We start from the raw sequence: 22,772 nt of genomic DNA on the forward strand, positions 1-22,772 counted from the left end.
CCCGGAGGAGCACGCCATCATGTGGAAAATCGGCCGGTCGCAGGTGCGCGTCGAGGACGACCGCTTCCTCAAGGGAGAGGGTGCCTACGCGGCGGACCGGCCCGGGGCGGAGCTCCAGATGGTGGTGGTGCGCTCGCCCGTCGCCGCCGCGCGGCTGACGGAGGTGGACGCCGGGGACGCGCGGGAGATGCCGGGCGTCGTCGCGGTGCTGACGGCGCGGGAGCAGGCGGAGGACGGGCTCGGGGCCGTCGTGCCGCGCCTGAGCCATCCGGGGCCGGACGGCGGCGACATGGCCGTCCCCGACGTGCGGCCGCTGGCGACGGACCTGCTCCAGTATGTCGGCCACCCCGTCGCGGTGGTGCTGGCCGAGACGCGGGCGGCGGCGGAGGACGCCGCCGAGGCGGTGCTGCTCGAGTACGAGGACCGCGCGGCGGTGGTCGATCCGCTGGCGGCGCTGGCAGAGGATGCGCCGAGGGTGTGGCCGGACCTGCCCGACAACCGGTGCTTCCACGTCGAGAAGGGAGACGGCGCGGCGGTGGCGCGGGCGTTCGCGGAGGCGGCGCACGTGACGCGGGCGCGGATGCGGATCAACCGGGTGACGGCGGTGGCGCTGGAGCCGCGGGCGCTGGTGGCGGAGCATGACGCGACCACGGGCTACCGGCTCGAGGTCGGCAGCCAGACGCCGCACCGGGTCGCCTCCGACCTGGCGCCGATCCTCGGGGTGACGCCCGGCGACATCCGCGTCGTGGCGCGCGACACGGGCGGCTCGTTCGGGATGAAGAATGCGGGCTACGTGGAGTACGCGCTCGCGCTCTGGGCCGCCCGGCGCACGGGGCGGAGCGTGGCCTGGCAGGCGACGCGGACGGAGTCGTTCATGTCGGACGCCCACGCGCGCGACCAGTGGGCCGACGTGGCGCTCGCGCTCGACGCCGACTTCCGCATCCTCGCGCTCGACGTGCACGTGACGGCCGGGCTCGGGGCCTGCATGGGGCCGGCGACGACGCATCCGCCGGTGGCCAACCTCGCGGGGCTGGCCGGGGTCTACGGCACGCCGGCGATCCGGGCGGTGGTGGACGGGGTGTTCACCAACTGCCAGCACGTCGCGCCCTATCGCGGCGCGGGGCGGCCCGAAGCGACCTACATGATCGAGCGCATCCTCGACATCGCCGCCGCCGAGACCGGGCAGGGCCGGGTCGCGCTGCGGCGGCGCAACCTGATCCCGGCGGACGACCTGCCCCACGCGACGCCGCTCGGCTGGGTCTACGACAGCGGCGATTTCGAGGGCGTGCTCGACGAGGCGCTGGCGGCGGCGGACTGGGACGGCTTCGCCGCGCGGCGCGCCGAGGCCGAGGTGGCGGGGCAGCTGCGCGGCATCGGGCTGAGCCTGCCCATCGAGATCGCGGGCGGGCCGGTGAAGGCGCCGCACAAGGAATACGCCGAGCTGTCGGTCGGCGCGCAGGGCAGCGCGCGCCTCGTCGTGGGCACCTGCAGCTCGGGGCAGGGGCACGAGACGGCGTTCCGGCAGGTGGTGTGCGACAGGCTGGGGATCGAGGCGGCGGCAATCGAGGTCGTCGCGGGCGATACCGGGGCCGTGGCCAAGGGGACCGGGACGTTCGGCTCGCGCAGCCTGACGGCGGCGGGGACGGCACTGTGGCAGGCGATGGACGACGCCATCGCGCGCACCCGGCCGGTGGCGGCGGAGATGCTCGGGGTGGGGGAGGCGGCGCTGGTATTCGAGGGCGCGGCGTTCCACGCGCCGGACGGGCGGTCGGCGAGCTTCCTCGAGGCGATGGCGCACGGCAAGGTGCGGGTCGAGACGCAGGCGCATGTGGGCGCGGACGGCGCGACCTTCCCCAACGGGTGCCACGTCTGCGAGGTGGCGGTCGATCCCGAGACGGGGCGGGTGCGGGTGGAGCGCTACACGGTGGTCGACGACGTGGGCACGGTGGTCAACCCGCTGCTCGTGAAGGGGCAGATCGCGGGCGGCGTGGCGCAGGGGATCGGGCAGGCGGTGATGGAGGACGTGAGCTTCGACGCCGAGACGGGCCAGTTGCTGAGCGCGAGCTTCATGGACTACGCTCTGCCGCGGTTCGACGACATTCCCGGGATCGCGGTGCTGAGCCACCCCGTCCCGACCGCGGCGAACCCGCTCGGCGCGAAGGGCGCGGGCGAGGCCGGGACGGTGGGCGCGCTCGCCGCCTGCATCAACGCGGTGGTCGACGCGCTCTCGGGGCGGGGGATCGCGCACATGGACATGCCGGCCACCCCCGCGCGGGTCTGGGCGCGGCTGCGGGAGGCGGAACAGTGAGCGCAGGCGGCGTAGGCAGACAGCGGCTCATCGTCGCCATCACCGGGGCCTCCGGGGTGATCTACGGCATCCGCGCGCTGCAGATCCTGCGGGAGGTGCCCGGGATCGAGACCCACGCCATCATTTCGCCCTCCGCCTTCCGCACCGCGCAGGACGAGGTGGACATGTCGGCCGAGGAGATGAAGGCGCTGCCCGACGTGCTCTACGGCCACCGCGACATCGGCGCGGCGCTGTCGTCGGGCTCCTACCTGACGACGGGGATGCTGGTGGCGCCCTGCACGGTCAAGACGCTGTCCAACATCGCCACCTGCAACGCCGGCGAGCTGATCCCGCGCGCCGCCGACGTGTGCCTCAAGGAGCGCCGCCGGCTGGTGCTGATGTTCCGCGAGACGCCGCTCCACGCCGGCCACATCGCGCTGATGGAGCAGGCGACGCGCAACGGCGCCATCGTCATGCCGCCGGTGCCGGCCTTCTACAGCAAGCCGGGCAGCCTCGAGGAGATGGTCGACCAGTCCGTGGGCCGCGCGCTCGACCTGCTCGGCGTCCACCTCCCCCACGTCCGGCGCTGGACGGAGGGCTAGGGCGCGCTCGCCAGGCGGCGCGGGGTGGCGGTGAGCGGCGACGGCTGGGTCGGGGACATCAGGCAGCGGTCGGTGGCGGCATCGAACAGGTAGACCTGGTGCATCGGTGCGGTGACGCCGGCGAGGTCGCCGGCCCGGGCGGTGGTCTGGCCGATGACCTTGATGACGAGGGGCTCGGCGCCGTGGTCGGCGGGCTGCAGGTGGATGAAGGACTCTCCGCCGAGATGCTCGACGGTGAGGATGCGGCCGTCGAGGAAGCCGGCGCCCGGCTCGCACAGCTCGGCCAGCTCGGGGCGCAGGCCGAGGATCGCGTCGCCGCTGGCGGGAGGGTCGAGGTCGAGCTCGGCGCCGCCATCGACCTGCAGGCGCCCACGGGCGTTGCGGTGCAGGGGGAGGAAGTTCATCTGCGGCGAGCCGATGAAGCCGGCGACGAAGCGGTTGACGGGGGAATTGTAGAGCTCGAGGGGCGAGCCGATCTGCTCGATCTGGCCGTCGCGGAAGACGACGATCCGGTCGGCCATCGTCATCGCCTCGGTCTGGTCGTGGGTGACGTAGATCATGGTGCGCCCGAGCCGGGCGTGAAGCGCCTTGAGCTCGACGCGCATGTGGACGCGCAGCTCGGCGTCGAGGTTGGACAGGGGCTCGTCGAACAGGAACAGGTCGGGGTCGCGCACGATGGCGCGGCCGATGGCGACGCGCTGGCTCTGTCCGCCGGAGAGCGCCCCCGGGCGGCGGTCGAGCAGGGGCGTGATCTTGAGCGTCTCGGCCGCGGCCTCGACCCGCTCGCGGATCTCGGGCTTGGGCATGCGCGCCTGCTCCAGACCGAAGGCGAGGTTCTGGCGCACCGACATGTTGGGGTAGAGCGCGTAGGACTGGAACACCATCGCGACGCCGCGCTTCACCGGGGCCTCGTCGTTCATCACCGCGCCGTCGATGACGAGCTGGCCGCCGGTGATCGTCTCGAGCCCGGCGATCATGCGCAGCATCGTCGACTTGCCGCAGCCGGAGGGTCCGACGAAGACGAGGAACTCGCCCTTGTTCACCGCGAGATCGACGCCGCGGATGACTTCGAAGCCGCCGAAGGCCTTGGTGATGTTCCTGAGTTCGAGATGGGTCATATCGCGGACCTGTGGCTGCGCTGGTTGCGGTAGTCGGAGGGGGTGAGGCCGAGGTACTTGCGGAAGGTGCGCGCGAAGTGCTGCGAGCTGGCGAAGCCGAGGGTGTGGGCGACGTCGGTGACGGTGTCGGAGCCGCTGCGCAGGCACTCGCAGGCCTGCCGGATGCGGTGGCGCTGGACGTAGTCGCTGGGCGACATGCCGATGTCGCGCCGGAAGATGGCGTGCAGGTGGCCCCGCGTGCAGCCCACGGTCTCGGCGAGCGCGCCGATCTGCGGCCAGGTTTCGGTTTCGCCGTGGATCATGTCGAGGACCTTCTGCACGATGGGGTCGGGTTCGGTGGTGGCGGGGCTGCGGTCGTGCACCTTCCAGGTCTCGACCATGATCAGGTAGAGGTGGGCGCGCAGCTCGGAGACGAGGAGCGGCGCGCCGGAATAGAGGCGCTTGTCCTTCATCAGCCGGATCAGCGCCTGGATGCTCGCGAGGCCCTGTTCGGAGATCGGCCGGGTCAGGCCGTGGCGGCCGAGGGCGGTGTCGAAGAGCATCCGGTTGCTGTCGGTGAGCATGCCCGCGCGACCGGTGTTCTTGTGATTGCTCATCACCAGCCAGAACGAGCTCGACGGCGGGTAGACGCCGTTGGTGATCCGGTGCTTGAGCCCCGCCGGGAAGAGCGCGCACTGGCCGGTGCTGAGCGGCACGAGCAGGTTGTCGTCGAGCTCCCAGCAGGCGTCGCCGTCGAGCATGTAGACCAGCTCGGCGCCCTCGTGGTGGGCCCAGTTGTCGGACGTGGCGACGGCGGTGGCGAACTGGGCATAGCCGAAGCGCTCCACCTCCGGCACGCCGATCTCGAAGCCGGCAATGGACGCGGTATGCTGCACAGCCTGCGAGCCTAGCATTGGGCAATTCTCTCTACTGTCATTTCTTCACCCCGGTGCTGGCGATGCTCTCGACGATGAACCGCTGGGCGATCAGGAACACCACCAGCAGGGGCAGGATGGAAAGCGTGACCGCGGCGAGGATCACCGAGAGCTCCTCGGCCCCGTAGCTGCCGAACAGCGACAGGATGCCGACCGGCAGGGTCATCGCCTCGAAGGAGCGCACGAAGACCAGCGGCAGCAGGAAGTTGTTCCAGCTCGTCGTGAAGACGATGATCGACAGCGCCGCGATGGGCGGGCCCATCTGGGGCAGCGAGATGCGCCAGAAGATCGTCCAGTAGCTCGCGCCGTCGACGAAGGCGCTCTCCTCGTACTCGCGCGGCTGGCTGCGCATGAACTCGCGCATCATCAGCACCGCGAGCGGGTTGGCCAGCGCCGGCAGGATCAGCGACCAGAGCGTGTCGATCAGCCCGACCGCCGCCATGCCGAAGAACAGCGGGATCAGCACCAGCGCCGGCGGCACCATCAGGCCGACCAGCATCGAGGCGAACAACACGTTGGAGCCCGGGAAGCGCAGGCGGGAGAAGGCGAAGGCGGCCATGGCGCTGGTGAAGATCACCACGACCGTCGTCACCGCCGCGACGACGAAGCTGTTCCAGTACATGGTCAGGAACGGGATCGGGCCGTCCTCCAGGCGGGCGTAGGAGGAGAAGTCGAGCCGGTCGGGCAGGAAGCTCGGCGGCAGCCGGTAGGCCTCGGAGATCGGGCGCAGGCTGGTGGAGAACGTCCACATGAACGGCAGCAGCATGAACACCGCGCCGATGCCGAGCAGCACCATGACCGTCCAGTTGCGCCAGTGGATGACCCGCGTCGCGCGGTAGAACCGGGCGGTGAGCGTGTCGGCGTGGGGGTGGGTCATCATGGTCATGCCTTTCTCCTGCGCCGCATGAAGCCGACGATGCCGAACTGGCAGGCGATGACGAAGCCGATGGTGACGAGCAGGATCAGCGCGGACGCGGCGCCGGTGCCGAGGTCGCCGAGGTCGAACGCCTCGCCGACCATGTACATCACCACCGAGCGGGTCGCGTCGCCGGGGCCGCCATTGGTGAGGATCTTGATGGAGTCGAAGACCTGCAACCCGCCGATGGTGGCGTAGGTGATGCAGAAGACGATCACCGGCGCGATGAAGGGCACCTTGATCCGGGTCAGCACCACCCAGGGGCGTGCGCCGTCGATGGCGGCCGCCTCGATCAGGTTGCGCGGCACGCCCTGCAGCGCGGCGAGGAAGATGATGACGAAGAAGCCCATGTTCTTCCACACGTCCATGATGATGACCGAGATCATCGCCATCGACGAACTGGTCAGCCACGGGACGTTGGGGATGCCGAGCTGGCGCAGGTAGTAGTTTATGATGCCGAGGTCGGTGGAGTAGAGGAACTTCCAGATGAACGACACGAAGGCGAGCGACACCAGCACCGGCAGGAAGTAGGCGAGCCGGAAGAAGTAGAGCAGCGGGCCGGGGATGGCGCGATCGAGCGCGAGGGCGACGACGAGGCCAAGCCCGACATTGCCGATCACCGACATCGAGATGAAGTAGAAGGTGTTGCCGAAGGCGGTCCAGAAGCGCGGGTCGCTGAAGACCCAGTCGAAATTCTCGCCGCCGACCCAGTCGATCGTCCAGCTCAGCCGGTCCATCTGCGCGAAGGACAGGCCCATCGCCGCGATCAGGGGGATCAGCAGGAAGGCGAGGTAGAGCGCGTAGGCCGGCAGGATGAAGAGGTAGCCGGCGCGGATTTCGCGGGTGCGGAGAGTGGCCATGACTTCCTCTGCTGCGTGCGACGTGCGGTCCGGCGGCAGCGGGGCCGCCGGACCACGGGGGAGGTTAGCGGTTGGCGCGCGCCATGGCGCGGTCGAGTTCGCGATCCATGCCCGCGATGGTGTCGTCGAGGCCGACTTCGTCGTTGAAGTAGGTCGACAGATAGCGGCCCACGATCTCCTGCACCACGGCGTAGTTGGCCGGGGACGTCACCGGGATGGCTGTCTCGGCGGTCTCGTAGAAGATCTCCGAGTTGTCCGGCCAGGCGGTGAATTCATCGGTCGTGGCGAAGGCGCGGGCCGTCGGGATCGAGCTGCCGTCGTCGGCGAGGCTTTGTTGATATTCCGGCCCGGTCATCTCCTCGACGAAGGCCCAGGCGAGATCGGGGTGCTCTGTCGCCTTCGTGATGCCGAGGCCGCCGATCCCGTAGACGGTCGTCTGCACTTTGTTCATCGGCATGTGCTGGACGCCGACGTTCTGCTGCTCGCCCGCCCGGATCGAGGGCACCGGCCAGTGACCGGCCGAGAACATGGCGATCTGCCCGGCGTTGAACTTCTCGATCCCCACGCCGGTTTCGTAGGCCGGCGCGGACCCGTCCTCGTGGATCAGCGCGTGCAGGAACTCCAGCGTCTCGCGGAACTCGGGCGTGTCGACCGTCGGCTCGCGCCACTCTGCGTCGAGAACCGCAGCCTCGTTCGTCAGGTACCAGGGCTCCATGCCGAAGAAGAAGCCCGGGACGAAATAGCCGTACTGGGTGACGTTGCCGGCATCGTCCCTGAGGGTCAGATCGGCGGCGACCTGACGGAATTCGTCCCAGGTCCAGTCGGGGGCGGGGTAGTCCAGGCCCGCGGCATCGAACATGTCCTTGTTGTAGTACATGACGATGTTGTTCCACTCGGTCGGGAAGAAGTTCAGCTCTCCCGTCCCCTTGGTGCGCATCCCGTCGAGCAGGTTCTGCTCGATCCCCGCCATGACCTCGGCCGCGGCCTCGTTGCCCTCGGTGAAGGTGTCGAGGTCCATGAGCACGCCGGACGCCGCGAGCTGGGCGAAGCCCTCGATGGCGACGGCGATGATGTCGGGCGAGTCGCCGGCGGCGATCTGGTTGGTGATGGCGTTGATGTAGTCGCCCCAGTTGCCGGAGACGATCGGGATGTACTGGGTCTCGATGGTGACGTTCGGGTATTTTTCGGCGAAGCGCGCGATGGCGGCGTCGGTGGCCGAAATGATCTGCTCGCTCGACCACTGGGCCACCGAAAGCGTCGCCTCGATGTCGCTTGCCACCTGTGCCTGGCCGGCGCTCGCGGCCAGGCCGGCCGCGAGAGCGATCGGCAGGGCGATCGGTCGGGTGTGGGTTTTCATCTCAGGTCCTCCTCCGGTACCTTTGGTTGGTTCAGGTCGTCAGGTCAGCGCGAGGCTCAGCTTCGTCCCCGCCGGCAACCGGGCGCGGCCCTCCTCGACCGCGCCGCCCGCGGCGTCCGCCAGCGCGGCGGCGTCGAGGGTCTTGTCGCGCAGGGTCAGTTCCCCGAGCTCGAGGCGGCCGCCCATCACCGTCAGCTCCGCGGCGTCGTCGGTCAGCGTCACCTGTCCCCAGGCGGTGCCGTTGGACCAGATCGAGCGGAAGGTGCCGTTGGCGTCGTGAATGGGGGCGAAGCCCATCGACGCTGCGCCGGCGTCGAAGGTGAAGCCCGACAGGATCGGCACGGCGGCATAGGCGGCCATGGAGCGGGCGTAGTTGGAGCCGCACTCGAACTCGTTCCACGGATTGCGGTTGTGGCCGGCGTAGCGGTCGCGGACCGCCTCGAAGACGCGCACGCCCTTGTCGATCTCGCCGATCATCATCAGCTGACAGCCGAAGGCGTACTCGAAGCCGTGCATCGTCTCCTGTGAATAAGGTACCGGAATCGCGGGGCGGGGCACGTCGCGGGGCCAGCTGCAGATGGTGGTGCCGCTCTCCTCCTCGAGCCCGAAGACCCGGCAGGGGTTGGCGAGGTCTCCGAGGCGCTCGACGAAATTGTGCTCGTAGATGGCGCGCACGGCGGTGGCGAAATCGTTCGGGTCGTACAGGTGGTCGAGGCCGTAGAGGCGCGCGTGCCACTCCGCCAGCACCTGGTCGATCGCGCAGCCCGCGCCGATCTGGTACTTCAGCTCGCCGTGCTCCTCCGACCAATATTGCTCGAAGATGCTGCCGCTGATGTGGCTGGCGTCGCCGCCCGGCTCCTGGAAGGGCGCCAGGGTGTCGCGATCGGCGATATCGATCTTCTGGGCGAACCATTCGCCGTTGAACAGCTCCTCGCCGACCCACGCCTTGCCCTTCTCGAACAGGGCGCGGTACTGCGCGGCGGTGTCGGCCTCGCCGACGAACTCGGCCATCTCGGCCCCGGCAGAGAGCGCGCCGAGGTAGAAGCCGGCGAGCCACGAGTTCGGCCCGAAGAGCTCCATGTCGAGCGTGTGGTGCTGGCGGCCGCTGAGCACGCCGGTCTGGTCGGGGTCCCAGCGGTCGGGGTTGTCGGGGTGCCAGGCGAACTCGATGGCCGACTTGATGCTGGGCCAGAGGCTGCGCAGCCAGGCGTCGTCGCCCGAGAGCTTCCAGTCGCGGTAGGCCTTCATCACGTTGCCGAACTGGCCGTCGGCGCAGGGGCGCACGGAGCTGCGCCCGACGCCCTTGGGCAGGGCGATGCGGAACGCCATGCCGCCACTTTCGGGGTCCTGGTTCTCCTCGAAATCCGCAATCCGCATGGACCGCTCGAGCGACGGGAACAGGAACGGCAATGCCTGCTGGTAGTTCCAGACATGCGTGCACGATCCTTCACAGCAGCCCGCGCTGGCATGGCAGCCCTCGAACCCGTAGAACGTCCCGTCTTCGAGCCGCGCGACCGTCGGCGACTTCAGGATCGACAGGTTCGCGCCGACGGCGTCGGCCACGGCCGGGGGCAGGGTGGTGTCGGAGAGCACGTTGCGGAAGGCGAGGGTGCGGTCGCGCAGGTCGGCCCAGCCGTCGAGCGCGACGCGCGCCACTTCCTCGGCCGAGGACCATTGCGTCGCGTAGTAGTTCTTCCAGTGGGTCTGCACCTCGGCGCTCGGCTTGCAGCAGGCCATCGGGAAGGTCGTGAGCCAGTACTTGCGGAAGTTCGGGACGTACCAGGACAGCGCCATCCGGACCGTGCGCGATTCACCGGCCGGGACGGTGACGTGCGCCGCCAGCAGCGAGTGCTCGATGGCGTCGGCCTGGTTGTTGGCGACGCTGCTCTTGGCGCTCGGGTACTTGCGGTCGCGCAGGCGGCCGCCGCGCGCGATGTCGGCCCAGTAGACCTCCATCGTGTCGAACCAGTTGCCGCGGTAGAGGTGGTGCTGGTGGCTGGTGTCGTCGTGGTCGGTCGCGAGCGACAGCTGGCGGTGATCGGGGTGATCCTCGCCCAGCGTGGTCCGGCCGGTCAGGATCGTCCGGTCGCCGGTGGCGATGTCGACCTCGGCGTTGCCCTCGAGGTCGACGAAGTCGAAGGCGAGGCAGCCGAACAGGGTGTAGTCGAGCGGCGTGTCGCCGGGGTTGTTGAACGTCACCTCGAACATCGCGACGGGCATGGAGCTGTCGCGGTCTTCGAGCGGGACGAACGGGCTCAGGGCACGCATGTCGACGGCGCCCGGGAAGGCCGGGTCTTCGAACGTCAGATCGGCGGCCGGGTAGGGGCCGGCGAGCGAGGAGCTGCGGAACGAGGGGAAGCCGGTCATCTGCTGGCGGCGCGGCCCGAAGCCGTAGCCGTTGAACTCGGGCGCGAGGAACGAGCCGGTGCGGTTGCCGGTGAAGGGGCCATGGAGGACGCGGGTGTCGACGACCTCCCCCGCCCTCTCGGCGCGGACGGCGAAATGCGAGAAGCCGTTGACGCTCCCCTTGGCCGGGCGGTTGAAGATCTCCCAGTCCTGCAGCCGGCCGTCGGCGCCGATCCCGACCGTGCCCGCACCGATGCCGCCGAGGGGAAACACCGCGTAGGGCGATGTCCTGGCGTCGAAGATCTGCCTGTCGTTCTTTGTCATTCTGCGTCCTCCTGGGGGCACGCTAGCGGGGGAAGCAGGCCTGCGCGTTCACGCTTGTTGGATGACATTCGTGCACATGGTGCGATGCCGGGGGCGGGCGCGGGGCCTGCCGGTCCATGCCGATCGGCCTGCGGCGGGCGTGGACGCCGCGCCCGAGGCCGGACGAGCTTGCGGAATGGGAGTTGGTCGACGTGGCCGATGAGCCGGCTCGCGCAGGCCACTTCGACGGCATGCTCGCCCGGCTCGACGCGTGCATGGCCCTGATCGGGAGCGGCCGCGCCGGTGGCGGCGGTCAGATGACGCGGTCGTTGCCGCCGTCGACGGGGATCTGGGCGCCGGTCGTCACCCGCAGCGTTGCGCCGACGCAGGCGAGGACGGCGTTGGCGATGTCGTCGGAGGTGATCTCGGCCTTCAGCAGGTTGCGCGCCTTGTAGTCGGCGACGCTCATGCCGTAGCGCGCGGCGGAGCGTTCGAGGGCCTCGGCGGTCCAGAGGCCGGTGTCGAAGACGGCGTCGGGGTGCAGGGCGTTGACCCGGATGCCCAGGGGCGCGAGCTCGAGCGCGAGGACGCGCATGAGCTGGGTCAGCCCGGCCTTGGCGACGCTGTAGGCCGCCGCGCCGGGGCCGGGGGCGGTCACGTTGCGCGAGGCCATGAAGACGATGGCCGGGTCGAAGCCGTGTTCGAGCAGCGGGATGGCGGCGCGGGCGAGCTTCATGTGCGCGTCGAGGTTGAGCGCCATCGAGCGGCTCCACGTGGCGTCGTCGAGATCGGCCACGTGCTGGCCGGCGGGGAAGGTGCCGGCGTTGCAGACCACGATGTCGAGGCCGCCGAACTCCTGCACGATCCCGTCGAGCGCGGCGCGCGTCGCGGCGTCGTCGGTGGCGTCGACGATCTTGCCGGCGAGGCCGGGCCCGTCGAGGATCGCGGGGGTGTCGGGGTTGATGTCGAAGCCGACGACGACCGCGCCGCGCGCGTTGAGGCGGCGGGCGGTGGCGAGGCCGATGCCGGAGGCGGCGCCGGTGACGACGGCGACCTTGCCGCTCAGCTCCGGGTCCCTGGGCTGCTTCTTCAGCTTGGCCTGCTCGAGCTCCCAGTATTCGAGGCCGCGCAGGTCGTCTTCCGACAGGCCCTGCCAGCCGCCCGTCTCGCGGGCGTAGAGCAGGGCGCGGGCGGTGGTGCGGGCGACGTCGGCCGAGACCTGCGCGCGCTTGAGGTTGGGGGCGAAACTGCGGATCGCGCCGTCGGCGAAGACGGCCCAGTGCGGGTGCAGCGGCAGGCGCTCGAGCGACGGGTCGGCGGCGCGGTCGAAGTAGGCCTGATAATCCTCGGCGAAGGTGGCGAGGTCGGCGGCGATGTCGTCGCCGATCAGGGCCGGGAAGGGCTTGTTGTGGATGACGTGCTCGGGCGTGACGGTGCCGTGGCGGGCCATCCCGGCAAGCGGCCCGGCCACCTCGGCCGGCACCGCGCAGGAGGGGCGGGACAGCACGGCGGTGCCGGCGAGGTGCCCGACGGCCTTGCGCACCCTCGCCAGCGTCAGCGCGTCCTGCGCGGGCGCGTCTTCGGGGGCCAGGTCGCCGTAGCGGTCGCGCAGGTGGCGCTCGGCGATGTCGACGAGCTCGATGTGACGGTCGTAGGCCGCCCTGGCGTCGTCGGAGAAGGTGAACAGGCCGTGGTTCTCCAGGATCAGCCCGTCGCACCCCTCGAACCCGCCCTCGTCGCGGAAGGCCTTGATCTGCAGGGCGAGGTCGAAGCCGGGCTTCACGTAGGGCAGCACCGCGACGCTGCTGCCGAACAGCTCGGACCAGATGCTGCCGGGGAGGGCGCTGTTGGAGAGGGTGAGGATCGCGTCGGCGTGGGAATGGTCGACGAACTTGTGCGGGATGACCGCGTGCACGATGGCCTCGATCGAGGCGTTGGCGGCGCTCGGCTCGAACTGGGTGCGCTTAACCTCGCGGACCATGTCGGGATCGCTCAGCCGCTCGAGCTCGGCGAGGCGCAGCAGCGGCGCGAGCGCGAGGCCGGTGAAGCCTTCCGTCCACATCCTGGCGAGGTCGAAGCCGGAGGCCTTCACGAAGATCGCCTCGACGGTCTCGCCGAAGACGTCCTCGACCTCGGTCTTGACGGAGGTGTTGCCGCCGCCGTGCAGCACCAGGGCGGGGTCGATCCCGATCAGCCGCGACGTGTAGGCCCGCAGTTCGAGATCGGACCGGGGCGCGTCGGCATCGTTCCAGCGGTTTTCCATGGAAGCGTTATTTCCCCTGCAGATAAAGGACGTAGCCGTAGGTCGCCGCGATCGCGAGGGCGAAGACGACGGCGAAGACCAGGCAGATGATGAGCGCGGCCCGGCCGACCTGCCGCCATTGCCCGCCCGCTTGCAGGAAGGGCATCAGGTTGAAGACCAGGGCCGAGACGAAGGCCAGCACGCACCCGAGGGCGAAGACCGGCATGAAGAAGGGCTGGAAGACCATCACCAGCGAGGCGATGGACATGGCGAGGATCACGCCGCGCCAGAAGCGGGCGGACTTCGCGGTGAGGGTGTTCATTGCGGAATCCCCTTCACGCTGAGGCGCCGGCCGTCGCCGTCGAAGACGTGGAGCGCGCGCAGATCGACGCCGACGCGGCGCAGGGCGTCGACCTCGGGCGCGCGCGACTGCGTCAGCACGCGCACTGCCTGGCCGTGCCAGTCGAAGTGCAGCAGCTTCTCGGCGCCCATGTGCTCGCTCAGCACGAGGCGGCAGCCGTCGAGGCCCAGGGCGCCGGCCTCCAGCGAGGCCGCGCGGGGGCGGAAGCCGAAGGTGAGCCGGTCGCCCTTGCAGGGGCGGCGGTGGAAGTGGGCATGCGGGACGGTCCAGCGGGCGTGGTCGGTGCCGATGACGATGCCGCCATCGTCGGCGCCGAGGCAGGTGCCGTCGAGGAGGGTCATCTGCGGCGTGCCGATGAAGCCCGCGACGAAGGTGTTGTCGGGGTAGTCGAACACGTCCTGCGGCGTGCCGACCTGCTCGATGCCGCCGTCGCGCATCACGGCGATGCGGTCGCCCATCGTCATCGCCTCGAGCTGGTCGTGGGTGACGATGACGGTGGGGCGGTTGAGCGTGGCGAGGATGCGGCGGATCGAGCCGCGCATGTCTTCGCGCAGGGCGACGTCGAGGCGGCTCAGGGGCTCGTCGAACAGGAAGGCGTTGGGCCGGCGGATGATGCAGCGCCCGACCGCGACCCGCTGCTTCTCGCCCTCCGACAGCTCGTGCGGCCGCCGCTGCAGCACGCCGCCGAGCTGCAGCACCGAGGCGACGTGATCGAGCCGCGCCTGCCGCTCGCGCGCGTCGAGCCCCTCGGCGGCGAGCGGGAAGACGAGGTTCTCCTCGACGGTGAGGTCGGGGTAGAGGGCGTAGAACTGGAACGCCATCGCCACGTTGCGGTCCTGCGCGGGCAGGGCGGAGAGGTCGCGGCCGCCGAAGGCGACGGAGCCGTGGCTGACGCTCTCGAGGCCGGCGATCATGCGCAGGGTCGTCGTCTTGCCGCAGCCCGACGGGCCGAGCAGGCACAGCACCTCGTCGGGCGCGACGGTCAGGTCGATGTCCTCGACCGCCCGGAAGCCGCCGAACTGCTTGGAGACCTTGGTGAGGGTGAGCTCCGACATGGTTACTTCCGAATGGTTCCGAAGGTGACCCCGCGCAGCAGCTGGTTCTGCAGGGCGAAGGTCACGATGAAGACGGGGATGAGGAAGAGCGTGATCATCGCCGACAGCTTCCCCCAGTCGACCCCGATGGAGCCGCCGATGGTGGAGGCGATGGCGACGGGCACGGTCCGGGTCTCGGGGCCGGTGAGCAGCAGCGCGAAGATGAACTCGTTCCACGTCAGGATCAGCGCGAAGACGAGCGTGGCCGCCAGCCCGGCGAGCACCTGCGGCAGCACGATCCGGCCGAACACGGCCCAGTCGCTCGAGCCGTCCATGCGCGCGCTGTCCTCGACCTCGCGGTCGAGGTCGTCGAAGAAGCTCTTCATCATCCAGATCGAGAACGGCAGGTTGAAGCTGGTGTAGAGCAGGATGATGCCGATGTAGGTGCCCGACAGGCCGGTGATGCGGAACAGCAGGAAGATCGGGATGATGACGACGATGGGCGGCAGCATCCGGGTCGTCAGGATGATGAACAGGTAGGTGTCGTTGCCCTTCAGCGGGTAGCGCGAGAAGGCGTAGGCGGCGAGCGTGCCGATGATCAGCGCGAGCAGCACCGAGGCGCCGGCGATGAAGGCGGAGTTGGCGAAGTAGAGCCAGGCCCCGGTGGAGACGACCTCGCCGCTGCTCGTGACCTCCACGAACACCGATCTGAAGTTCTCGAGCGTGGGCGTGAAGATCAGCTTCGGCGGGATCGCCAGCGCGTCCTGGCGGGTCTTGAAGGCGGTCAGGATCATCCAGAAGACCGGCGCGAAGTAGATCACCGCGACCAGCCCGGAGACGAGCGTCTGGCCCCAGCCGCCCTCGTTGTGCTTGCGGAACGACATCAGACCTCCTCCGAGTTGCGCTGCTTGACGAGGTAGAGGTACAGCGACGTCAGCACGATCACGATGAACAGGATCAGGTAGGCCATCGCCGAGGCCTCCGAGGTGCGGAAGTTCTGGAAGCCGAGCCGGTAGGCGTAGACGGCGATCGTCTCGGTCGCGGTGCCGGGGCCGCCGGCGGTGATCAGGTAGACCAGCTCGAAGGTCTTGAAGGTCTCGATGGTGCGAAACAGCAGCGCCAGCAGGATCAGGCCCTTCACGTAAGGGAAGGTGATCGTCTTGAAGCGCCGCCAGTGGCTGGCGCGGTCGACCTGCGCGGCCTCGTAGAGATAGTCGGGGACCGAGACGAGACCGGCCAGCACCAGCAGCATCACGAACGGCGACCACATCCAGGCGTCGGCGATGACGATCGCCCAGATCGCGCCGGCGGGGGTGGCCATGATCGCGAAGGGCTCCCCGGTGAACATGGCGACGAACCACGACAGCAGCCCGAGCGTCGGGTCGTAGAAGAGCTTGAAGAAGATGCCGACCGACACGAACGACAGCATCATCGGCGTCAGCACCAGCATCAGCAGCACCCGGCGCAGCGGGAACTTCCTGGCGAACAGCATCGCCAGCCCGAACCCGACCACGAGCTGCAGCCCGACCGAGCCGGTCACGATCAGCCCGGTGGTGACGAAGCGCTCCCAGACCCGGTCATCGCCGAGCAGGTCGACGTAGTTCTCGAGCCCGTCGAAGCGCGGGGTGGCCATGCGGTTGGCGCGGTAGTTGAAGAAGCTGAGGCCGAACGACCACAGCAGCGGCAGGATGTTGACCAGAAGCAGGGTCAGGATGGCCGGCGCGACCAGCAGGGGGCCGCGCCGCTCGGGGGCATTGAGCCATCGCAGGATCCCACGCCCCGAAGTCCGGGCGGTGAATGCGGCAGGCAGGTGCATCTCGCGTTCCAAGACGTGGGATCCTCGCGGTTGGTCAGTCCAGGCGGCCTGCGTCGCGCAGCAGCTCGTCCTGGAACTCGGCGACGTTGTTGAGCGCCTCCTCGGCGGAGATCTGGCCGGTGATGGCGCGGTCGAACTCCTCCTGCTGCTGGGTCAGCATCTCGAACATCTCCGGCACGTGCCAAAGGTCCTTCTGCCAGGGCAGAGACCGGCGGAAGTACTCGTTCCAGGGCGACCAGCTGTCGTACTCGGGGTTGTTCATCACCGATTGCAGGCCGGACTGGCCGCCCGCCTTGACCGCGGCGATCTGGGTCTCTTCCGAGAGCCACCACTTCACCACGTCGAGGGCTTCCCGGGTGACCGTCTCGTCGTTCCACGAGGTCAGCACGAAGGGCTGGCCGCCGAGGTTGGCGGAGCGGTCGATCTCGCCGTCGCGCATGTGGCCGGGCATCATGGCGAAGCTGGTGACGTCGGCGACGGAGCTGGTCGCGGGGTCGACGACCGGCGCGGCGAGCGCGGCCCAGTCGATGATCGCGGCGATCTTGCCCTGCATGTAGAGATCCTGAATCTCGAAGATCCCCATCTGCCCGGTCTGCGCGATCGGCGGCGCGTAATCGAGCAGCGACAGGTAGGTCTCGAAGGCCTCGATGTTCTCGGGCGAGTTCACGACGCCCATCACCTGGGCCTCGGGCTCGTTGGACTCGTCCCAGATGCCGCCGCCCCACTGCCACAGGAAGGCGTTGATCTGCATGGTCGAGAAGTCGAGCGGTTTGCCGGCCTGGTAGGCGATGCCGTAGACGTCTTCGCTCAGAGTCTCGCCCGCGAGCGTCTCGCCGGCGGTGCGGGTGAAGAACGCGCCGTAGTTGCCCCAGTCCTCCCAGGTGACGTCGTCCCAGTCGGCCGGCTCGCACGGCAGCGGCGCGCCGTATTGTTCCTCGAAGGCGGCGTTCTCGGCCTCGTCGCAGAACAGGTCGTTGCGGTAGTAGGTGAAGTAGGCGTCGGGGAATTGCGGGAAGCCGTAGTAGCTGATGTCGGGCGCGTAGCCGCCGGCGGCCTCGATCTCCTCGGCAGGGACGTGCGGGTAGGTCGAGAAGCCGGCCACCAGCGCGGGGTGGACGTCCTGCATGATCGCCTGCAGCTCCGGGTCGGCCTCGATGTACTCGTTGAGCTTTAGGAAGTGGCCGGCCTCGACGAAGTTGCCGAGCCACTGGCTGTCGGACACGATCATCTGGTACTTCTGCTCGCCGGAATTGAGCGAGGCGTTCACGCGGTCGAAGAAGTTCGCCCACGGGATGAAGTCGATCTCGAGCGTGACGTTGTTGCCCGAGGGGGCGGTGTAGGTCTCGTTGGCGTAGTCCTGCATGAAGCGGGTCGGGCCCCAGTCGGGCGCGGCCATGCGGATCACGATGTCTTCGGCGCAGGCCGCGGACCCCGCCAGTATGGCCACGCTGGCCAGCAGATACTTCTTCATTGTCCGTCTCCTCCAGTTGGACTTGGTCATGGCTCCGGCAGCGCCCGGAGATGGTCGCGGTCGATGCGCAGCGGAACCTCGTCGCCGATCCGCACGGTGCGGGCGGTCTCGCCGAAGCAGACGCAGCGCAGGGCGTGGTCGCCGGCTTCGAGGTGCAGGACGGTGGAATCGCCGAGGGCTTCGATCAGCACGACGTCGGCGCGGAAATCGGGGGCGGCGGGATCGAGCCGCAGGTGGTTGGGCCGGATCACGTACTGGCCCGAGGGATGCGCGGCGTCGGCGAGCGTGGCGAAGCCGAGGGACAGCCCCCGCGGCGTCGCCGCCCCGGCGACGACGTTGGCGGGCGGCGAGCCGAGCATCCGCGCGACCTTGGCCGAGCGCGGCGCCTCGTAGAGGTCGTCGGGAGTGCCCCTGGCGATTATGCGGCCGTCGTCGATGAGGGCGATCTGCTCGGCCATGCTCGTCGCCTCGAGCTGATCGGGCGTCGCGAAGAGCATGGTGATCCCGAGCTCGCGGTGCAGCCGCTTGAGCTCGACTCGCATCTCGTCGCGCAGCTTGGCGTCGAGGTTGGTCAGCGGCTCGTCGAGCAGCAGCAGGCGCGGCTTGCGGATCAGCGCCCGCCCGATGGCGACGCGCTGGCGCTCGCCGCCCGAGAGCTGCCCGGGCTTGACCGCGATGCGGTGCGCGATGCGCAGCATCTCGGCCGTCTCCGTCACCCGCGTCGCCGTCTCGGCGCGCGACAGGCCGGCGCGGCGCAGCGGGTAGCCGAGGTTCTCGGCGACGGTGAGATGCGGGTAGAGCGCGAAGGTCTGGAACACCATCGCGAGGTCGCGGCCCTGCACGGGGACGTCGAGCGCGTCCTGTCCGTAGAGGCTGAACGCGCCCCGGTCGACCGTCTCAAGCCCGCCGATGATGCGCAGCGTGGTGGTCTTGCCGGCCGAGGACGGCCCCAGCAGCGCCGTGAAGGACCCCTCCCTGACCGACAGGCTCAGGCCCTTGAGCGCCGCGTGGCGCCCGTAGGACTTGTGGATATCGGACAGCTCCAGGATCATGACGCGCGGTCGATCAGGCCGGTGAGCTCGGCGATGGCGCGCTCGACGAAGGCGGGGTCCTCGGCGGCGGCGTCGACGTCGATCACCGGGAGGTGGCCGTCGAACTCGGCGTGCGCCGCCTCGAAGAGCGCGGCGTCGGCGTCCGGGTCGCGCAGCTCGCCGCCCTCGACGGAGTAGGAGCTGACGCCCTTCAGGGGCAGCAGGATCGCGCAATTGCGGGCGTGGCGCATCCGGCGGGCGAGCTCGGCCATCAGCGCGCGGCCCTCGTCGGCGGAGGTGCGGGGCACGAGGATGACGGGGTTGTGCCACGAGACCTTGCGGCCCGCGTAGCGCTCGGGCACCGCGTCGGGCTCGTCGACGAGCACGCCGATATGGTCGGCCCCGCCGGGGACGATGACGGTCGGCAGGCCGAGCTCCGCGGCCACGGTCATGCGGCTGTCGTCGCTCGCCCGGATGCCGCCGAACATCTGGTCGGTGAGCTCGCCGAGGGCGTAGTCGAAGACGGCGGTGACGACGCCCTCGCGCATCATCGCCTCCATCGCCGCGCCGCCCGAGCCGACGGCGTGGAACACGATCACCTCGTAGCCGGCCTCGTTGAGCTTGCCGATCGCGTGCATGGTGCCCTGGGTCAGGACGCCGAGGTTGGTCATGCCGATCACCGGCCGCTCGGAGCGGTAGGAGACCTTCGCGGCCGCGTCGGCCATGCCGACGACGGCGCCGGCGGCGTTGTTGAGCACGTTGCGCAGGAACGGGTTGAGGCCGAGGATGTCGCTGACCGAGAACATCATGGTGATGTCGCGGTTGCCGACGTAGCCGGAGGTGTCGCCCGAGGCCATCGTGGAGATCATCACCTTGGGCAGGCCGTAGGGCAGCGCCCGCATCACCGCCGTCGCGGCCGCCGTGCCCTGGGTGCCGCCGAGGCCGACGACGCCCTGCAGCTTGCCGTCGTCGTGCAGGCCGGAGAGGAGCGCGATCATGCCGCGGGTCATCGCGGCGCTGGCCTCCTCGCGCTTGCGCCCGGCGCGCAGCGCGGCGAGGTCGGCGCCGCCGGCCCGCGCGACCTCCCCGGCGGTGACGTCGACCGGGATCGTCGGTTCGGACATGACGCCGAAGTCGATGACCTTCGCGGTGCCGCCCTGCGCCTCGATGCGCTCACGCAGGAAGGCGGTCTCCTCGCCCTTCGTGTCGGCGGTCGAGAGGATGTAGATGGTCGCGCTCATGGCCGCCCCGCTCACTTGCTGAATTTCAGGGACTTGAAGCGCGCCGCGGCCTCGGTGACGGCGCGCTCGATGGGCAGCCGCTCGGTCGAGGAGCCGGTCCAGAAGCCGTCGCCCGAGGTGTTGTCGAGCATGAACTGCGCGTCTTCCGGAGTCTCCATCGCGGCGCCGTGCCCGAGCAGGATCACGTCGGGGTCGACGGCGCGGATGGCGCGGTAGGCCTCCTCGGTGGTGCGGGCGGTGTCGGCGATGGTGGTGCCGTCGTCGTAGCCCTTGCGCCCGCCCTTGGTGGTGCCGGCGTGGTAGCAGAAGACATCCGGGCGGGCCTCGTCGACGATGCGCAGGCTGTCCTCGACGGTGAAGGCGAGCCCGACGGTGATCAGGCCCATCTCCCTGGCGAGCTTGAGCATCTCGATCTCGTTGTCGAGCGTGATCCCGGCGCTGGTGAGCACCTTCTTGATCTCGCTTCCAGCGTCCACGTAGGACACCGACGGCCCGATGTTGCTGACGCTGGTGACTCCCATGCGAAGGCAGTCGTCGAGCACGACGCGCATGTCCTTGAGCGGGTCGTTGGCGTTGAGGCAGGCGCAGATCGACGCCTTGCCCCGGACCGCGGGCATGATGTCCTCGCGGGTGTAGCGCAGGGTCTGCTCGTTGCTGTCGAGGATCGGCCAGAGCATCGACATGGTGCCCATGCCGTTGGAGCGCAGGCGCGCGCCGGAGAAGGTGTTGATGAAGTCGACCCCCTGCTCCTCGAGGATCTGCGCCACCAGCCCGCTGCCGGCGCTGGCGATCATCACGGGCTCGCGGCCCGCGACCTTGGCGCGCAGCGCCTTCAGGAATTCCTTGGGATCGAGGCGGGCGGTGATCATGCGGCGACTCCGGTCGGGTTCAGAAGCAGTTGCGCGAGCGCGGCCCGGTGCTTGTCGGGCTGCAGGTAGCGGGGCGGCAGGATGACGAGCTCCGCGTCGGGGAGCGCGTTGGCGGTGGCGTTGGCGATGGGCACGGGGTGCAGGCTGTCGGCGTGGGTGCCGACGACGATGGCGGGCGTGCGGATGGCGCGCAGCGCGCGTATCGCGTCGAACGGCGCGCTGTGGAACATCGCAGACAGGACGGGCGCGTGGGCGGCGGCGTGGGGCCGCGCGAAGAGCGCGCGCACCGAGGCGGCCGCGAGCGGCACCTCGTCGCGCATCTCGATGTAGTCGGGGTCGGCCTCCAGCTGCCGCTGCGCCGCCGCGGGATCGGCCTCCGTCAGCCAGCGGCCGCAGCGGTCGATCAGGGCGAGGTGGTCGGGCGCGGGGGCGGCGAGCCAGGACGGGCGGATCAGCACCAGCGCGCGCACCAGCTCCGGCTGGCGGGCGGCGCAGGCGAGCGCGAGGGCGCTGCCCATGGAGATGCCGGCGAAGCGGGCGTCGCGGATGCCGAGATGCGCGCAGAGCTGCAGCACCAGCTCGGTGAAGGGCGCGAAGCCGATCGGGGCCGACGGCTCGGCCAGGTTGCCGCCGTGTCCGGGACAATCGACCATGAGCACGCTGTGCCGGTCGGCGAGGCCGGGCAGGAGGAACTCGAACTGAGCGCTGGACGCCCCGAGCCCATGCAGCAGGACCATCGTCCCGCCGGCCGCGGGCCCCTGGTGCAGGACATAGTCTATCCTGCCGTTGTCACAGCGAAAAACGTCCACGTCTCTCTCGCGGCCAGGCAGGCCGCCCTCCCTATCGCGGCGCCTCCCAGTGCCGCTCCCGGGGATGAGACTGGCGCGATTCCGGCCGTGCTTCTTGCACGTTTCCCGGCAAAAACTATGCGTAATCGATCATCCGGCCGCGCGCTCAGCGCCAGTGGAGCCGGTAGCTGCGCGGCGACTCGCCGAAGAAGCGGCGGAACTGGCGGCTGAAGTGGCTCTGGTCGCCGAAGCCGCAGGTCAGCGCCACCTGCGCGATCGAGCGGTTGGTCCGGGTCAGCAGCGTCGCCGCCTGGCGCAGCCTCTGCTGCAGGATGAACTCCTGCGGCGCGACGCCGAAGACCTGCTTGAAGCTGCGCCGGAAGTGGCTTTCGGACATGTTCGCCATCGCGGCGAGTTCGGGCACCGTCGGGGGCGTCTCGAGCGCGGCCTCGATCTTGCGGATGACATCGCGGAACTTCTCGAAGCGCGGCGGCAGCTCGGTGTTGACGTCGAGCAGCTGCGTCAGGCCGACGAGGCCGAGCACGTCGCCGGCGCCGTTCTGGATCGGCAGCTTGGAGGTGCTGGCCCAGACGAGCTGGCCGTGCTCGTTGGCGATCAGCTCGACCCGGTCGACGATGCGCTCGCCGTGCCCGAGGATGCGCAGGTCGTCCTCCTTAATGGCCTGCGCGACGGCCTCGGGGAAGAAGTCCTCCTCGCGCGCGCCGACGATCTCGGCGTGGCTGCGCTTGCGCAGGAGGGTCAGGGCCGCGCGGTTGCAGGTGACCCAGCGGCGGGAGTTGTCCTTGATGTAGAGGATCACCTTCGGCAGCAGGTTGAAGACCGTCTCGAGCTGGACGAAGTCCTCGGCCTGGAGCCGGTGGGACCGGTCGCGCTCGACGACGAGGCAGCCGGACAGGGTAGGGGTCATCGCGCGTCTCGTCGCCGTGGCCGGTGCCCGAGTATAGCGGGGCGGGGCGGTGCCGGCAAGGGGCCGGGGCCGGGGGGGCCGGCCTGGCCCCGCTGGGCTGCGATCGGGCCCTGGCTCCGGCGGGCAGACGCGCGAAGACCGCTGGCCAGTCCGGCTGCCTCGTCGTCGAGCGCGACCGGTGCCCCGGCTGTGAGCCGCGCCAGGGTGCTGCCGCTCGCCGCTTCGACGCTGGTGGTCAGGACGAGGCTGTTCGTGCTGCTCTACCCGTTCGTGTCGCCGGGGCGCGTC

General features: G+C 69.8%; 19 protein-coding genes. 2 read left to right on the forward strand and 17 right to left on the reverse strand.

Features of this window, described 5'->3' with window-relative positions:
- Nucleotides 1–19: 19 nt before the first annotated feature.
- Both OG2516_RS18460 and OG2516_RS18465 read left to right on the forward strand, forming a co-directional pair.
- Nucleotides 20–2,308, forward strand: a complete 2,289-nt coding sequence (locus OG2516_RS18460) for a xanthine dehydrogenase family protein molybdopterin-binding subunit (protein ID WP_007257226.1) — start codon at nt 20–22, stop codon at nt 2,306–2,308.
- On the forward strand, nt 2,305–2,889 hold the full coding sequence (locus OG2516_RS18465; protein WP_007257227.1) for a UbiX family flavin prenyltransferase: 585 nt from the start codon (nt 2,305–2,307) through the stop codon (nt 2,887–2,889). The genes OG2516_RS18460 and OG2516_RS18465 overlap by 4 nt, the downstream gene beginning before the upstream one ends.
- Here the strand turns inward: OG2516_RS18465 and OG2516_RS18470 are convergent.
- The 17 genes from OG2516_RS18470 to OG2516_RS18550 form a co-directional block, all read right to left on the reverse strand.
- Nucleotides 2,886–4,007, reverse strand: a complete 1,122-nt coding sequence (locus OG2516_RS18470; RefSeq protein WP_007257228.1) for an ABC transporter ATP-binding protein — start codon at nt 4,005–4,007, stop codon at nt 2,886–2,888. The two genes, OG2516_RS18465 and OG2516_RS18470, sit on opposite strands and share 4 nt — an antisense overlap.
- Nucleotides 4,004–4,882, reverse strand: coding sequence for a helix-turn-helix domain-containing protein (locus OG2516_RS19205; protein WP_007257229.1), 879 nt, complete (start codon nt 4,880–4,882; stop codon nt 4,004–4,006). The genes OG2516_RS18470 and OG2516_RS19205 overlap by 4 nt, the downstream gene beginning before the upstream one ends.
- A 37-nt stretch (nt 4,883–4,919) precedes the next feature.
- Nucleotides 4,920–5,807 (reverse strand): carbohydrate ABC transporter permease, encoded by an 888-nt coding sequence (locus OG2516_RS18480; RefSeq protein WP_007257230.1) that lies wholly within the window; start codon nt 5,805–5,807, stop codon nt 4,920–4,922.
- Nucleotides 5,804–6,697 carry a carbohydrate ABC transporter permease gene (locus OG2516_RS18485; protein ID WP_007257231.1) on the reverse strand — a complete coding sequence of 298 codons (894 nt, stop codon included), beginning with the start codon at nt 6,695–6,697 and terminating at the stop codon, nt 5,804–5,806. Before OG2516_RS18485 ends, OG2516_RS18480 begins: the two co-directional genes overlap by 4 nt.
- A gap of 64 nt (nt 6,698–6,761) precedes the next feature.
- Entirely contained in the window at nt 6,762–8,054 is a 1,293-nt protein-coding gene (locus tag OG2516_RS18490; RefSeq protein ID WP_007257232.1) for an ABC transporter substrate-binding protein, read from the reverse strand.
- Between the two features lie 39 nt (nt 8,055–8,093).
- Nucleotides 8,094–10,724 carry a GH116 family glycosyl-hydrolase gene (locus OG2516_RS18495; RefSeq protein ID WP_007257233.1) on the reverse strand — a complete coding sequence of 877 codons (2,631 nt, stop codon included), beginning with the start codon at nt 10,722–10,724 and terminating at the stop codon, nt 8,094–8,096.
- Nucleotides 10,725–11,016: 292 nt separating this feature from the next.
- Nucleotides 11,017–12,966, reverse strand: a complete 1,950-nt coding sequence (locus tag OG2516_RS18500; protein WP_007257234.1) for an SDR family oxidoreductase — start codon at nt 12,964–12,966, stop codon at nt 11,017–11,019.
- A 7-nt stretch (nt 12,967–12,973) separates the two neighbouring features.
- Nucleotides 12,974–13,267, reverse strand: a complete 294-nt coding sequence (locus tag OG2516_RS18505) for a hypothetical protein (RefSeq protein ID WP_007257235.1) — start codon at nt 13,265–13,267, stop codon at nt 12,974–12,976.
- Complete coding sequence (locus OG2516_RS18510) at nt 13,264–14,361, reverse strand: ABC transporter ATP-binding protein (RefSeq protein ID WP_007257236.1); 1,098 nt, start codon at nt 14,359–14,361, stop codon at nt 13,264–13,266. The genes OG2516_RS18505 and OG2516_RS18510 overlap by 4 nt, the downstream gene beginning before the upstream one ends.
- A gap of 2 nt (nt 14,362–14,363) precedes the next feature.
- On the reverse strand, nt 14,364–15,224 hold the full coding sequence (locus tag OG2516_RS18515; RefSeq protein WP_007257237.1) for a carbohydrate ABC transporter permease: 861 nt from the start codon (nt 15,222–15,224) through the stop codon (nt 14,364–14,366).
- The gene (locus OG2516_RS18520) at nt 15,224–16,168 is read right to left on the reverse strand and encodes a carbohydrate ABC transporter permease (RefSeq protein ID WP_007257238.1); all 945 of its coding nucleotides are present in this window, start codon (nt 16,166–16,168) and stop codon (nt 15,224–15,226) included. Before OG2516_RS18520 ends, OG2516_RS18515 begins: the two co-directional genes overlap by 1 nt.
- Nucleotides 16,169–16,190: 22 nt before the next feature.
- Nucleotides 16,191–17,627 (reverse strand): ABC transporter substrate-binding protein, encoded by a 1,437-nt coding sequence (locus OG2516_RS18525; RefSeq protein WP_007257239.1) that lies wholly within the window; start codon nt 17,625–17,627, stop codon nt 16,191–16,193.
- A 26-nt stretch (nt 17,628–17,653) separates the two neighbouring features.
- Nucleotides 17,654–18,679 (reverse strand): ABC transporter ATP-binding protein, encoded by a 1,026-nt coding sequence (locus OG2516_RS18530; protein ID WP_007257240.1) that lies wholly within the window; start codon nt 18,677–18,679, stop codon nt 17,654–17,656.
- Nucleotides 18,676–19,899, reverse strand: coding sequence for a Tm-1-like ATP-binding domain-containing protein (locus OG2516_RS18535; RefSeq protein ID WP_007257241.1), 1,224 nt, complete (start codon nt 19,897–19,899; stop codon nt 18,676–18,678). The genes OG2516_RS18530 and OG2516_RS18535 overlap by 4 nt, the downstream gene beginning before the upstream one ends.
- An 11-nt stretch (nt 19,900–19,910) precedes the next feature.
- Nucleotides 19,911–20,768, reverse strand: a complete 858-nt coding sequence (locus OG2516_RS18540) for a phosphoenolpyruvate hydrolase family protein (RefSeq protein WP_007257242.1) — start codon at nt 20,766–20,768, stop codon at nt 19,911–19,913.
- Nucleotides 20,765–21,505, reverse strand: a complete 741-nt coding sequence (locus tag OG2516_RS18545; protein ID WP_007257243.1) for an alpha/beta fold hydrolase — start codon at nt 21,503–21,505, stop codon at nt 20,765–20,767. Before OG2516_RS18545 ends, OG2516_RS18540 begins: the two co-directional genes overlap by 4 nt.
- A gap of 217 nt (nt 21,506–21,722) precedes the next feature.
- Nucleotides 21,723–22,484, reverse strand: a complete 762-nt coding sequence (locus tag OG2516_RS18550; RefSeq protein ID WP_007257244.1) for an AraC family transcriptional regulator — start codon at nt 22,482–22,484, stop codon at nt 21,723–21,725.
- Nucleotides 22,485–22,772 lie beyond the last annotated feature (288 nt).

This window comes from Oceanicola granulosus HTCC2516, assembly GCF_000153305.1.
GTDB classification, from domain to species: Bacteria; Pseudomonadota; Alphaproteobacteria; order Rhodobacterales; family Rhodobacteraceae; genus Oceanicola; species Oceanicola granulosus.